The sequence below is a fragment of the Demequina sp. genome (assembly GCF_047975725.1).
In the GTDB taxonomy this organism is placed as follows: domain Bacteria; phylum Actinomycetota; class Actinomycetes; order Actinomycetales; family Demequinaceae; genus Demequina.
Genome location: NZ_JBKEED010000007.1, coordinates 24376 through 37195 on the forward strand (window position 1 = coordinate 24376; position 12820 = coordinate 37195).

13 protein-coding genes, 1 tRNA gene and 1 pseudogene are annotated in these 12820 nt (G+C 66.7%); 11 read left to right on the plus strand and 4 right to left on the minus strand.

Translation table 11 applies throughout. The features are described 5' to 3' along the window. The first annotated feature begins 14 nt into the window (after positions 1-14). Positions 15-593 (plus strand): hypothetical protein, encoded by a 579-nt coding sequence (locus ACK5NO_RS01415; protein ID WP_416810883.1) that lies wholly within the window; start codon positions 15-17, stop codon positions 591-593. An 86-nt stretch (positions 594-679) separates the two neighbouring features. On the opposite strand, the gene ACK5NO_RS01420 is transcribed toward ACK5NO_RS01415, so the two are convergent. Continuing rightward, positions 680-1798: a hypothetical protein gene (locus ACK5NO_RS01420; protein ID WP_416810884.1), complete on the minus strand. Its 1119-nt coding sequence runs from the start codon at positions 1796-1798 to the stop codon at positions 680-682. A 114-nt stretch (positions 1799-1912) separates the two neighbouring features. Here ACK5NO_RS01420 and ACK5NO_RS01425 point away from each other — a divergent pair, with 114 nt between their 5' ends. From ACK5NO_RS01425 to ACK5NO_RS01460, 8 genes are all read left to right on the plus strand, one after another. Further along, positions 1913-2233 (plus strand): hypothetical protein, encoded by a 321-nt coding sequence (locus tag ACK5NO_RS01425; protein ID WP_416810885.1) that lies wholly within the window; start codon positions 1913-1915, stop codon positions 2231-2233. Beyond that, on the plus strand, positions 2230-2448 hold the full coding sequence (locus tag ACK5NO_RS01430; RefSeq protein WP_416810886.1) for a hypothetical protein: 219 nt from the start codon (positions 2230-2232) through the stop codon (positions 2446-2448). The genes ACK5NO_RS01425 and ACK5NO_RS01430 overlap by 4 nt, the downstream gene beginning before the upstream one ends. 130 nt (positions 2449-2578) lie before the next feature. Continuing rightward, entirely contained in the window at positions 2579-3178 is a 600-nt protein-coding gene (locus ACK5NO_RS01435) for an MT-A70 family methyltransferase (protein WP_416810887.1), read from the plus strand. A 3-nt stretch (positions 3179-3181) separates the two neighbouring features. Beyond that, the gene (locus tag ACK5NO_RS01440) at positions 3182-3382 is read left to right on the plus strand and encodes a hypothetical protein (RefSeq protein WP_416810888.1); all 201 of its coding nucleotides are present in this window, start codon (positions 3182-3184) and stop codon (positions 3380-3382) included. A gap of 156 nt (positions 3383-3538) precedes the next feature. Beyond that, on the plus strand, positions 3539-5689 hold the full coding sequence (locus ACK5NO_RS01445; protein WP_416810889.1) for a type IV secretory system conjugative DNA transfer family protein: 2151 nt from the start codon (positions 3539-3541) through the stop codon (positions 5687-5689). Positions 5690-5873: 184 nt separating this feature from the next. Then, entirely contained in the window at positions 5874-6698 is an 825-nt protein-coding gene (locus tag ACK5NO_RS01450; protein WP_416810890.1) for a replication-relaxation family protein, read from the plus strand. A 19-nt stretch (positions 6699-6717) separates the two neighbouring features. Next, on the plus strand, positions 6718-7017 hold the full coding sequence (locus tag ACK5NO_RS01455; RefSeq protein WP_416810891.1) for a hypothetical protein: 300 nt from the start codon (positions 6718-6720) through the stop codon (positions 7015-7017). After that, positions 7014-7787, plus strand: a complete 774-nt coding sequence (locus tag ACK5NO_RS01460) for a hypothetical protein (protein ID WP_416810892.1) — start codon at positions 7014-7016, stop codon at positions 7785-7787. The genes ACK5NO_RS01455 and ACK5NO_RS01460 overlap by 4 nt, the downstream gene beginning before the upstream one ends. Here ACK5NO_RS01460 and ACK5NO_RS01465 read toward each other — a convergent pair. Then, positions 7777-7929: a hypothetical protein gene (locus ACK5NO_RS01465; protein WP_416810893.1), complete on the minus strand. Its 153-nt coding sequence runs from the start codon at positions 7927-7929 to the stop codon at positions 7777-7779. The genes ACK5NO_RS01460 and ACK5NO_RS01465 overlap by 11 nt on opposite strands. A 260-nt stretch (positions 7930-8189) precedes the next feature. Here ACK5NO_RS01465 and ACK5NO_RS01470 point away from each other — a divergent pair. Further along, positions 8190-9245 (plus strand): annotated as a pseudogene (locus ACK5NO_RS01470) (recombinase family protein); the annotation flags it as partial. Positions 9246-9900: 655 nt separating this feature from the next. Here ACK5NO_RS01470 and ACK5NO_RS01475 read toward each other — a convergent pair. Together ACK5NO_RS01475 and ACK5NO_RS01480 are read right to left on the minus strand one after the other, a co-directional pair. Beyond that, a tRNA-Gln gene (locus ACK5NO_RS01475) sits at positions 9901-9975 on the minus strand. 94 nt (positions 9976-10069) lie between these two features. After that, on the minus strand, positions 10070-11002 hold the full coding sequence (locus ACK5NO_RS01480) for a hypothetical protein (RefSeq protein WP_416810894.1): 933 nt from the start codon (positions 11000-11002) through the stop codon (positions 10070-10072). A gap of 322 nt (positions 11003-11324) precedes the next feature. Between ACK5NO_RS01480 and ACK5NO_RS01485 the strand changes: the two genes are divergently transcribed. After that, positions 11325-12818 carry a hypothetical protein gene (locus ACK5NO_RS01485; RefSeq protein ID WP_416810895.1) on the plus strand — a complete coding sequence of 498 codons (1494 nt, stop codon included), beginning with the start codon at positions 11325-11327 and terminating at the stop codon, positions 12816-12818. The last annotated feature ends 2 nt before the right edge of the window (positions 12819-12820 follow it).

Here is a 12820-nt window from a genome sequence, read left to right on the forward strand (position 1 = left end):
GATACCTTGTCCCCATGAACTACTCACGCCGCGATGAGGCACCGCCGCGCGAAGTGTCCTGGTACGCCTCACTCCGCATGCAGTGGAAGCCGGACCACGTCCGGCTGCTCCTCATCGGCGAGAGCGCACCCGACGATGGCGGCGACCCCACCAACCGGCGCTTCTTCTACGCAGACCACCTCACCGGCAAAGACAACCTCTTCCGTGCAGTCGTCCACGCGCTCTACGACGAGCCGAGTCTCGACAGCCGTACGACCGATAAACGAGCGTGGCTCACGCGACTCCAACGAGATGGCGTGTTCCTCATCGACCTGGTGCCGTATCCGATCAACGGCAGTGACATGGCGACGTCCCGCAGCAGGGCACGGCATGACCACGCCGACGAGTGTGCAGACCGAGCGGCCGCACTCAGCCCGGACGGGATCATCGTGTGCCACGGGCCGTCATTCAAGGTGCTGCGCGGCCCGCTGGTCGAGCGGGGACTTCCACTCCTCCACGAGGAGCCAATCCCGTTCCCGCTTGGGAACTGGCGGGCTCAGTTCTTCGAGAAGGTCCGTGGCGCGATTGGCAACGACTTCGCGACTGGACTGTGACCCGCAGCTGTGTGGGCGAGTCCCAAAGCGCTCCCGACGTACAGCTCCGATTCAGCAACCGGTGGCGGTCACAATCTCCGGCACTCCTACGATGAGGCGCGCCCCAAGAGATCGTCGTAGAGCTCCTTGCCCGAGACACCTCGTCGCGGTTGCGTTCCGGGCCTGTACCAGTCAGCAATCTTGACCCAGTCCTCATCGACAATCCGCATGTAGTCCTGGCAGGCGGCGATGGTGAGCCACACCTGACTCCGCGCCTTTTCGTCAGTGGACGACATACCGACGCCCGCCTTCACCATGTCCTGCCACTGGTCGTGGATGCGCAGCCCTTCCGGCAGCGCCGCGAAGACCGCCCAAAAATGGTCCTGCTCCTCGTGGCGGCTGTCCGCTAGTTGACGCCGAAGGAACGACTCCTGGTCGTAGGTCAGGTCGTTGTGCCAACCGATGCGATACACCGCATCCGAGACGTCTGTTTCGGTCTCGGAGTCCGACATCAGCCACATGCCGCCGTGACGGCTCTTGAAGCGTTTGAGCTCAAGAAGGAACTGCCCGAGGTTGTAGAGCGCCGAGCGGGCGTAGTCTCGGGCCGCTTCGATCGGATCGTACGCCCGGGCGCTGTTCGGATTCCACGGGAGGTGATCTTGCGGCTCCTCCAGGTAGGTATCGAGGGCGGCCTCTAGGTTCGCCGCAAGCGCATATGCAGGCGTCCAGAGCCTGTTGTAGGCCTCAAATCGTTCCACCCACTGGACGGCGAGGCGCGAGTCGGCAGGGTGCCGACGGCGCTCCATCTGAAGGCGAGCAGCCCTCAGGGCCCCGTCGTGGCAGAACTCGAGAATGACCTCAGCGATCTGCCCAAGCAGCTCGCGCTCAGGCTTCTTGCGGAAGGTCTCGTACGTCACCCCGTAGCGTTCGGCGGCTTCCTCCCGCCGCATCTTGCTCGACCACAGGGCAGTTCCGGGCGCGAGACCTAGCAAAAGCTCTGCCGCCTCCTGCAACGATCCGCCCCCGAAACGGTCGACGGCCGCGCGCAGCAAGGCGGTGATAGCGGCTGGCTGGTTGCTGTCGACCTCGACGCCGTCGACAAGGCGAGCGGATCGCAAAAGCGCTGGGAACTCCTGACCGCGCAGACGACCAATGCCACCTTCGCGCACACGGCGCAGGTCAGTGACGATCTCGTCGTACTCGGGAGTGGGCTCTGGCACAGCCATGACCAGATTTTGCCCGGGTATCTACCTGCGGGACGACCAGGACTCGCGACGAAGCTGCAGATGAACTGAGATCACCGGCTCAGAACGGGCCGGACGAGATACCTGGAGGACATCATGGCCAACGAACTTGAAATGTTCCGCCCCGCGGGCGGAGTGCAGCGCCGCGTTCAGCGGGAGCTGCAGAACCTGACGGTCGAGACGGGCCTGGCAACGCGTCGAATCGACGCGAGGGCTGAGGTCGAGGCGGCACGAGTGTCGGCTGTCGCGGCGGTCGGATCGCGTGCGCTTCAGGAGGTCGCGATGGTCACCAAGCTGGAGCGCGACCTGGCCGAGACGGTACCGGCCGCAGTCGGGCGTCTGACCGCGATCGGCGACATGACACAGATCGCAATGGGCGCACTGGTCATGAACTCGGCTCGGCGGATGAGCTCGTGATCACCGCGCTGATCGTCGTTGGGGTGCTCGCGCTCGTCGCCGTCGCAGCGCTCGTGTGGTGGGCCCGCTCCGAGCGGGGCGGGCTCACCATGGTCGACCTCGACCGCCAGTGGACCGAGATGCAGATCGAGCAGCTCGGCCGCGAGGCTCGAGCTCGGATGCGTGCGGCCGTCGATGAGGCGCGAGCCGAGCAACAACGCGACCGCTTGTCGTAGGCGCTTCCCCTCGTTGTGGTTTTTGCAACGACCCCGACGAGTCCATTGACATCGCTGCGCACTCCGCGCATAACCAGTCCTCGCCATCGCTCGCACCAGAACCGCGAGCTGCAGGAAGGAGTTGTTTCACATGCCAGACACGCCCAAGTGCACCGACAATGTGTTCAAGACGATCTACGCCGACCCACCCTGGGACATCGCCCAGAAGGGCGCCCGTGGCGCCGTGCAGCACTACGACCTCATGACGCTCGACCGCATCAAGGCGATGCCTATCGCGGATCTGGCCGATGACAACTCGACACTCCTGCTGTGGACGACCAATGCGGCGCTGCCCGCCGCGCTGGAGGTCATGAAGGCCTGGGGCTTCACCTACAAGTCGAACGCGGTCTGGGACAAGTACTACATGGGGCTCGGGACGTACTTCCGAGGCTCCCACGAGATCCTCCTCCACGGGACACGGGGCAAGGCCCCTTTCAAGTTCCACGGCCAGCGCTCCACGTTGCTGTTCCCGCGCCAGGGCCACTCGCACAAGCCCGAGGAGATGATCCCGCTCATCGAGCGAGTGCTCGACGGCCCGTACCTCGAGCTCTTCGCCCGCCAGCGCCCAAACAGTCACAAGGACTGGTCGGTGTGGGGCAACGAGATCGAGAGCGACATCACCATCCCGGGCTACCCCGTGCCGTCCGACTTCACACGCGGCGATGCCGCTCAGGGAGAACTGGCGGGATGAGTCATGGACAAGGATGCCCCTCGCAGCATCGCGCAGCGCTTCTTCGATACCTGCGCGCTCGTGTTCGGCGGCGTGCTCGCGCTGTGGGGCGCGACGAAGCTCATCGAACACATTTGGCCATGGCTCGTCGCCGTTCTCGTGGTGGCAGGGCTCATCACGACCGCGGTCATCGCGTACCGCATTTGGAACGAACGTCGCTGGTAAACCAGGTCATCGCCACCCCTGTTGCGGCGTTGTGGAATGAACAACATGCCTTGACAAGTCGTCTAGTTCAGTTCATAACTAGCCCGCAATGGGTGGCACCCCCCTTACTGATTTCGACCGAGGCGCGAAAGGGAACCAGCAGAAGGGAGGTCCATCGTGACTGACTCACTTGCGTTCATGCGCGTGCATCTAGCTCGTCCAATCGAGCCCAGCGCGCTCGAGCGGCTCGCCGGCCGCCTCATGGCCGTCGACGTGCCGCGACCGGTCGTGTTCGAGACGCGTTCAACCCCGGGCGGCGTCCACTTCCTTCTCGGGTGTCCTTCGAGCGCCACAGGGCGCCTGAAGGAGCTCGTCGTGGGCGCCGTTCCCGGAACCCAGTTCGAGGCCGCCACGCGCCGCCGTGTGGCGGGTGTGGCCCGGGTGTCGGCCTCGCCTCGGGGCGCACCGTTGGCAGATCAGGCCCCCGAGGCAGTCGCCGCGGGCGTGTTCACGTCGCTCGCGGCCGTCCGCAAGGGCGAGGAGGTCGCCGTGCAGCTTGTCCTAGGTCAGTCGCGCCGACCCCGCGCCATCGACGCCAAGGCGGCAGACCCCCTCCAGCCGCTCGGGAGTCGTCTCCTAAACGGGCCGCGCCCCATCGCCACCGACGTCCGTGCCCGGCTCAATCAGCACCTCAGCATAGGCACGGTCGAGGGCACGATTCGGATCGGCGCGACGGCCGCGTCGGTAGCGCGCCGCCGGTCGCTGACCTGGCGCGTGTTCGGCAGTCTCCAGGTACTTGAGTCACCGAACACTCGCCTGAGCCTCGTCCGCGATACAGCCGAGCGGTGGCACCACGCAAAGCCCGGGTGCGGTGCGCTCGTGCTCGCTCCGCGCGATGTCGCCCTTCTTAGCTCCTGGCCGCTCGGTGACACGGATTACCCCGGCGTTGACTCGGTCAACCCTCGGCGGCTCCGCGTCCCGGAGATCGTGTCGAGCGACGTCTCCGTCTTCGGCGCCGGTACCAGCCCCGGGCCAACGCGCCTCGTGGGCATTGACCCGCAGAGCCGTCTCCAGCACGTGGTCGCGATCGGGCCGACCGGCTCCGGTAAGTCGACGATGCTCGAACACCTGATCTTGAGCGACATCGCCGCGCGACGCGCCTGCGCCGTGATCGAGCCCAAGCGCCAGCTGATCGACAGCATCTTGGAGCGCGTGCCGCTAAGCGCCGCGGACCAGATTGTGGTGATCGACGCCAGCGACGCACGCCCTGTGGGGTTCAACCCGCTCGATGTTGGTGACCGCGATCCGGACATCGTCGTCGACGGCATCCTTGCGGCGCTGGCCGCGGTCTTTGGCGACGGGTGGGGCCCGCGCACCGAGTACTTGATCCACGGGGCGTTGCTGTCGCTTGCCCGCGCTGGGCAGGTGCAGCCGGATCCGTTCACGTTGCTCGATGTGTCCCGTGTCCTCACCGATGCTGCACTCCGACGCACGGTCGTCTCGGCGGTCGCAGACGACCCCGACCTTGCGGTCTTCTGGGCCGAGTTCGACGCCATGCGGCCCGGCCAACGCGCCACCATGATCGCCGCACCCCTCAATAAGCTCCGCAAGCTCGTGCTGAGGAAGCCCTTGGCCACAATCCTGGGCCAGCCCCGGCCCCGGTTCCGGCTGCGCGACATCTTCCGCGAGCACAAGGTCGTGCTCGTACCGCTCAACGATGCGCTTATCGGTGTCGGTGCCGCCAAACTCCTCGGCAGCCTGATCGTGGCCGAGCTGTGGATGGCCACCTTGGAGCGCGCCCGCGAGCGCGAGCCGATGAAGCGGCCCGGGATGATCTTCATCGACGAGGTGCAGAACTACCTGCACCTGCCGACGTCCATCGCCGACGCGCTGGCCACGTCGCGGTCGTACGGGGTCGGCTGGCACCTCGCGCATCAGTACCGGGCACAGCTGCCGACCGCCATGCGCGCGGCGCTGGACACGAATGCGCGGACGAAGATTGCGTTCTCCGTGGGGCCCGACGACGCGCGCGATCTCGCCCGGATGGCGCCGGAGCTGACGGCGGCAGACTTCCAGGCCCTGCCTCGGTTCGAGGTCTACGCGCACCTCATCGCGGGCGGTATCCCGGCAGGCTGGACCTCAGCTCGAACCCTGGAGCCTGCACCGGTGCTGGGGTTCGGCGAGGAGCTGCGTGCCCTTAGTCAGGACGTCTACGGCGGCGCTGTACCTCGTCGCGATCCGGCTCCCGAGGCGGCGCCCGTCGGGACCGGGACTGCCGCAGACGCCCACGCACGTCCGGCGACGCACCAGAAGGCGAGGCGGTCATGATCCCGCCGCTGCTCGCAGCCCATCGGTGGCGTGACCCGTCCGGCCTCCCGTCGAACCGCTATTCGAGTCACGACGAGCACCCGCCGCCAACACCGCAGGGTGTCCGCCGAACGGTGCGCCGCCCCGGAGGGGACTCCCAGCTACACCCCGGGACACCTGGCCGACCTCTGTCCTGGAGGCTCCCATGAAGCCGCAGACCAGGCTGCCGCCCCTGGCGGACCGGCTGTCGGAGAGGGACGTGCGCATCCTCGAGGATCTCGAGCATTTCCGTCTGTTGACGACCAGGCAGATCCAGCGCCTGCACTTTCCAGCCCGACCGCTCGGTGCCCACGTCACGGCCAGCGGTGCGACGCGGGGCACGACGCGAGTGCTCTCCCGCCTAGAACAACACGGCGCGATCGCCCGCTTGTCTCGGCGGATCGGCGGCGTCAAGCACGGCTCTGCCGTCACCATCTGGCAGTTGGGAGCGGCAGGCGAACGAGTACTCCATGCTCGCAGTGGGCGAGAGCGTCGGCGGCGCTTCGAGGAGCCGAGTGGCGGATTCACCCGGCACGCGGTGGCCGTCGCGGACATCGCGGTGCTACTGCGCGAGCGAGCGAGCTTCGGCACGTTCGAGCTCCTAGCCCTCAATGCAGAGCCGTCATGCTGGCGCACCTTCACGAGCGTCGGGAACAGCGTCGTCACGCTCAAGCCCGACCTTCATGTCGTCACCGCAGACCCCACGACGGAGACGCACTCGTTCGTCGAAGTCGACCTCGGCACCGAACACCTGCCCGCCGTGCTTCGGAAGTGCCACACGTATCAGCGGTACTTCGCCAGCGGTGTCGAACAGCAGCATGACGGGATCTTTCCGGCAGTCGTCTGGATCTTCCAGAGTCCGCGACGGGCCGAGGCCGTGCGCACCGCCATCGCCAACGAGGGCGGTCTCGACGCCGGACTCTTCTGGACCATCACGACCGAAGAGGCGCTCGATCAGTTGGCGCCCTACGGCCGACCCACCACTACGTAATGAAAGGAGGAACACTCCCATGAACTCATCAACCATCACTGCCGCAGCGGCGCCGGACGAGACGGCGCGCGCGGCACAAACCATCGAGCTCGGACTCGCGCTCGACCCTGAGGCTCGCAGCCAGACCCTGGCGCGCCTCATTGCCGCCACGGTGCACGAGGGCAGCGACACGGCGCTCAGCCATTTCGCCGCGACCGGAGACCTCGATGCCGAGGCCGCCCTCGCGGAAGTCAACGACCTCGAGGTGCCCCTTGAACAAGAGGGGTGGGTCGACGCCCTCGGCCGCTACATCCTGACCAACGCTGGAGGTGCCAAGTGAACGAGCACGAACCCGCCACACCCGAACGCGGCGCTGCAAGCATCAGCCGATTCCAGAGCCGCATCCTCGAAGGCATCGGCGCCGCACACCGCGAGGAGCGCGAGATCGATCCAGGCACGGCTCGCCTGATCGCGCACGTCCTTGGACGAGCCGTCGGCGCAGATTCGGAGCTCGCAACCTATGGGCGCACCGGAATCGGAGACCACGAGGCGATGCGTCACGAGTACCTCGACCTGTACGAGGCGCCGGAGACCCCGGCCCAGGTCCGCGAATGGATCGACTGGCTCGGCACGTACCTGCTCAATGCTCTGCGCGGCGAGCGAACGGGTGAGGCGAGTCCCCACGCCGCTCCCCCTGTGCCGCTCCTGGCCGACGAACTCATGCTCGGCGAGCAGCCCGTCGCCGTTCACGTCCCCGGCACCATCACGGGGCCCGAGCTTCAAGCGGTCGTCGCGAGGCTCAAGCCGCTCCACGAAGCATCCCGCCACGCGGTCGCGGCGTTCCTGTCCCTCTCTGACGTCGACGCCAGCGCCCCGGACATCGCCACCATCTTTCGTGACGCCCACGTCGGGTCATTCGGCTCCCGCACGGAGGCGCTGCGCGTCGTGACGCCCATCGAGGACTGGGAAGCGGAGCTCGCCGAGTGGGCGCGATCACAGGGCCTCGACCCGGTCGCGGTGACGCTCAACCTCGACGCCATCGACGCCGTGGCCCAGACGGCCTACGACTTCGTCGAGAGAGGCGGTCAGATCCATGTCTTCACGCGGTAAGCCGAGCAAGGGCAAGCACGGCGGGAGCCGAGCCGGGCCGCGACACATCCGCATCGTGGCTGACCGTCGCGACCCGATCGACCACTACCGACTCGCTCGCGCGCTTCTTCGACTCGCGCAGATCGAATACGACCGCGAACACGGCGCCGATCCCGACGACGAATCACCCCCGCATTTGCCGCCCGACTCACCGAGTTCCGGGCCCTAAAACGGCGACGTTTTTACATCAGATCCTGACCCCAGGGCGAAGCGCCCGAAGTGGGCCAACCAGCCCCGAAAGGGCTGGACTTCGAGGCCGAAGAGAGCGTCAATACGGAGGACCTAAACGGAGGAAACCCCATGAATCCACTTGCAGAACATGAAGTGGCAAAGAAGGCCCCCGGCAACTCACTCGACGGTCTGATGCATCTCTTCGAGACGCCATCGGACGGAGGAGGCGAGGACACGCCCGCCGCAACCGCGCGCGCAGTCGTGTACCTGCGCGTCTCGACGCCACGCCAGCTGCACACCGCCGCCGACCTCGACGAGGACGGCAACAGCATCGCCACCCAGCGCGTCGAGACGCTCCGCAAGGTGCGCGAGCTCGGCGCCACCATCACGAAGGAGTTCGTTGAGCCGGGCCAGTCCGCGCAGACGATCTCCAAGCGTGCGGTGTTCAAGCAGATGCTGCGCTACCTCGACGAGAACCCCGATGTGAAGTACGTCGTCATCTACATGCGCTCGCGCGTCTTCCGCAACTTCACCGACGCGGCCATCACCAAGCGCCAGCTCCTTGAGAAGGGCGTCCGCCTGATCTCAGCGAAGGAGGAGTTTGGTGACGGCTACATGGCCGACGCCATGGAGGCGATCACGGACGTCATGAATGAAGTCCAAGTCCGGATGAACGGCGAGGACGTCCGCGTCAAGATGGCGCACAAGGTCGAGCAGGGCGGCTCGGTGGGCCGCGCAAAGCTCGGCTACCTGAACGTGCGCAAGGACTTCGGCGGCAGACTCGTCAACACCATCGACGTCGACACAGAGCGCGCGCCGCTCATCGCGTGGGCCTTCGAACAGTATGCGACGGGCCAATACTCGATCTCGCAGCTCCGCGAGGTGATGGAGGAGCAGGGCCTCACCACCCGAGCATCGCCGTCGCGTGCCGAGCGCCCGATCTCGAACAGCCGCTTGGCTGGCGTCCTGCGCGACCCCTACTACACAGGCGTCATCCGCTACAAAGGCAAGCTCTACGTGGGGCGGCACGAGGCGATCGTGTCGAAGGAAGTCTTCCTCAAGGTGCAGCAGATCCTCGATCAGCGCAACAGGGAGGGCGACCGCGACATCCGCCACTTTCACTACCTCAAGGGAGTGATGCTCTGTGGCGAGTGCCACGACGCGGGCAGGCGGAGCCGCCTGCTCTACAGCCAGAACACAGGCAACGGCGGCACCTACGAGTACTTCATCTGCACCGCGAAGCAGCGGCGCCTGTGCTCGACACCCGCCATCCGCGTCGACCTGCTCGAGGCACACATCGTCCGCACGGTCGCAGGAGAACGGTTCGAACCGCAGACGATCAAGGACATGACCGACCTCATCTCGGGCGCCGTCGACGACCTGCTCGCGGCGGACCGCGACGCGAAGAACCAAATGCGACGCCAGTACGAGAAGCTCGAAGCGCAGGAGGATCGCCTGATCGACCTCGCGGCAAGCGGGGCCATCGCCGTGCCGAAGCTCAGCGCCAAGATCGAGCAGACCATGCTCCAGAAGGAGGCCATCAAGGAGCGGCTAGGCCGCGCCATCGACCGCCTGCAATACGGCGCCGACAAGGCAATGACATTCCTGAGCATCCTCGGCAACCCAGGCGGCACCTACCGAGGAGCGCCAGAGGACGTGCGCCGCGACATGCTGACGGCGCTCTTCAAGCGCCTTCGCGTCTACGTCGACGGCGACAGGATTCACATCGAGGTCGAGCGTTCGACCGCCAACGCGGCCTTGCGCGAGCTCCAAGGCCTAAGCGGCCACACAGGGCCCGAGAAGGCCCAGGAAAGCAAAAAAGCTCCCCGCTCGGAAGCGGGAAGCTGTTCTGCTGTACGAACCATGACCAGTTCTCTTGATCATGGTTTGAGTAAGACTCAACTGGCTGGCCTACCTGGACTCGAACCAAGACTAAAGGAACCAGAAACCTTCGTGCTGCCAATTACACCATAGGCCAACTGGCCGGAGTGGAACCCCGACCGGCGCACCACTCTACCCTGAAAACTCGCCCCGTAAAAACCACCACCCGCCGCGAGCGCCAGTCGCATGCGTCACGTGCCGTAGATGTCCGCGAGCGTCTCACCTTCGACGAACCCGGCCGCGATCAACCCGTTGCAGGCGGCAGCGAGCGAGTCCATGAGGTCCGCCAGTCCTTCGTCTGTGCCCCACGGGTACTTGATGCCACCGCTGATGGTGATGGGCCCACATTGAATGCGGTCAGCGCGGCTCAGATAGACGCCGGGTACAAGCGCCGTGGCGAGGTCACCGACGCGCAACACCACGCCTGTGCCGTCTTCGACGACGCCTGACTCTTGCGCGAACTGGTTCGCCGCCATGCGCACCGACGGCACCCAGACCTGGTGGCGGGAGGCTACCGCCGAGACCTCCTCCAGCACCTGTTCCCACTGCGTCACGGCCGCGGTGTCGTCGCTGACGGGAGCGGAGCGGTCAGGGCGCAACAAGGCGAACAGGTGCGACACCTCGGCGGGATGCTGCGCTACCCAGGCCTGCTCCGCCACCGCGGACTTGAAGGTGGCATCCCCCTGTGCCTGCGCCACCGTCGCTGCAATCGCCGCGTGGTCGTCAAGGTCGAGGTCCGGCCGATTCCAGACGCAACCCGCAGTGTTGCCGGACTCGTTGTCGGACACGGTGGTGCCTCTACCCAAGTAGAGGTCAGGCTGACGCAGTGCCGGCACCGGCGCCTCGGGCGTCGCCGTCGTGGGTTCCACCCCCAAGAACAGTGCGATCGAGCCCAGCGCACCGTCGTTGTCCACCAGTTGCGGCTCGTAGGGGTAGCCGCGCTCGGCCATGCACTCGACCAAATCCACGCGGGCGAGCCACTCGGCGTACGCCGCTGCGGTCAAACGCTCGGACTCCCCGGAACTGGCCAGCGGAGAAGGCGTTGGCGTTGGCGCTGGGTCGAGCCCCTGGCGAGAGTCTTCGACAAACCCGTAGACCAGCACCCCCGCCACGACACACGCCACGCCTGACCCCACCCAGACCGTGCGCGCCTTGTGGGTTGACCTGCGCACCGCGCGCGCTTGCCGACGCGCACGCCAACGCTCGCGCCGCGTCCCCGGCGGCGCCTCAACCTCAATGAAATCAGGCGTCACTGCCTCTCCGTCACCCTCCCCCATCGGCCAGCCTACGACTGGCGGCATCACTGCGCCATGGCCCCGTGCACTCGTGATCGAAACGTTACGATTCGGGCCTTGTGAGCAACGTCACCCGGCGAGTGCGAGCACTGATGGGCCGTACCCCTCCCACGCGTACCGCGCAGCCTGCGTGCCCGGATAAAATCCGCAGGTGGATTCAGTACCTGGTCGGGCCCGTCGCACCGCAGCGATCGCCGCTCTTGCACTCCTCGGCACAGGCGCCAGCCTTGGCGCGGCTACCGCCGACCCCACCCCGGTATACGAGCACGCCGTGTACATCCTCACGGTCGAGGACCCAGCCATCTCCGGCGAGCTCACCGAGGACGGCGCCACCGCGCTCACCCGCGAGGCCATGGACTACTGGGAGAGCCAGACCAGGGGCGCCGTCGACATCGACATCGTCGACGCGATGACCTACACGAGCGCCGACGCCTGCTCCCTGAGCCGAGACACGCTGCGCACGGCCGCCGCCGACGAGTTCGGAGTCGACTTCACCGCCGGCAACCACATCATCATGTACACCCCTCAGCCCTGCCCCGGATCCCCTGGCGTAGCGTCGATCGGCTCGGGGCTGGCCAGCGGCGGCTGGGTCGAGGTCGCTAACAAGGTCCTCGCCACCGCCGTGCACGAATTTGGCCACAACCTGGGCCTAGGCCACAGCAACCTGCGCAAGGTCGACCCAAGCGGCTCGGACACCGTGGACGAGTACTACGCGCTGTTTGGCCCCATGTCGCTCAAGATCGGCAACTACGACACGGGCGCCCTCGACGCCGCCTTCCGCTGGTGGGCGGACGTCCCCGGGTTCGCGGCTCAGACGCGGGTGGCCACGATCGACACCGATGCGCCTGCGGCCCACACGGTTGCACTCGCCCCCACGACCGCCAAGAGCGGCACGACCGCCGTGATGCTCACGCTCGACGCGGACGACGATGGCGACATCGATCGACGCTTCTTTGTCGAGTACCGCGACGGCCGGGGCGACGACGCTGCCGCCTGTTACGCCAGCGCGTGCAGCACGTACGCCAACGTGTCCTACCGCGAGGGCATCGTGGTCTCCGAGATCCTCGGCAACGACCTCGAGGTGTTCGCGACACGCGACAGCGACACGGAGCCCTGGCAAGCCACCTACCAAGAAGGCGACACCTACACCGACCAGGACGGCCTGTTCTCGGTCACCGTGACGTCGATCGGTGGCGGCCAAGCGTCCATTGAGGTGGTCGCGGGCGCGACCGAGCTGGTGCCGGTCCCGGTGCCGACGCCCGACCCCACGCCCAGCCCGGACGTCACACAGACGCCGACACCGGACCCGACGCCGGAGCCGACGCCCGAGCCGGACCTCACCGATGAGCCTGAGACCGGCGGCGAAGACGGCGATTTGGGTGACCTGGGCGACTTGGGCGACCCGGGCGACCCTGACTCTGGCGCCGACGGCACCGGCGGAGACTCCAGCGATAACGGCGACAGCACCCAGTCAGGCGACACCGGGGACGAGGCTGGTGACACCGAGGCGAGCGCATCGGGTCAAGGCACCGATGGCCAACTACCGACCACGGGAACCGAGATGGGTTGGCTGCCCTGGGTGGCTGTCATCCTGCTCGGCGCAGGCATCGCCACCATGCGCGAGTTCAGCGGACGCGGCGAATAGCC

Coding starts and splice junctions, on each gene's coding strand:
- ACK5NO_RS01415 (WP_416810883.1), top strand. CDS start 15: ATGAACTACTCACGCCGCGATGAGGCACCGCCGCGCGAAGTGTCCTGG.
- ACK5NO_RS01420 (WP_416810884.1), bottom strand. CDS start 1,798: ATGGCTGTGCCAGAGCCCACTCCCGAGTACGACGAGATCGTCACTGAC.
- ACK5NO_RS01425 (WP_416810885.1), top strand. CDS start 1,913: ATGGCCAACGAACTTGAAATGTTCCGCCCCGCGGGCGGAGTGCAGCGC.
- ACK5NO_RS01435 (WP_416810887.1), top strand. CDS start 2,579: ATGCCAGACACGCCCAAGTGCACCGACAATGTGTTCAAGACGATCTAC.
- ACK5NO_RS01440 (WP_416810888.1), top strand. CDS start 3,182: ATGGACAAGGATGCCCCTCGCAGCATCGCGCAGCGCTTCTTCGATACC.
- ACK5NO_RS01450 (WP_416810890.1), top strand. CDS start 5,874: ATGAAGCCGCAGACCAGGCTGCCGCCCCTGGCGGACCGGCTGTCGGAG.
- ACK5NO_RS01455 (WP_416810891.1), top strand. CDS start 6,718: ATGAACTCATCAACCATCACTGCCGCAGCGGCGCCGGACGAGACGGCG.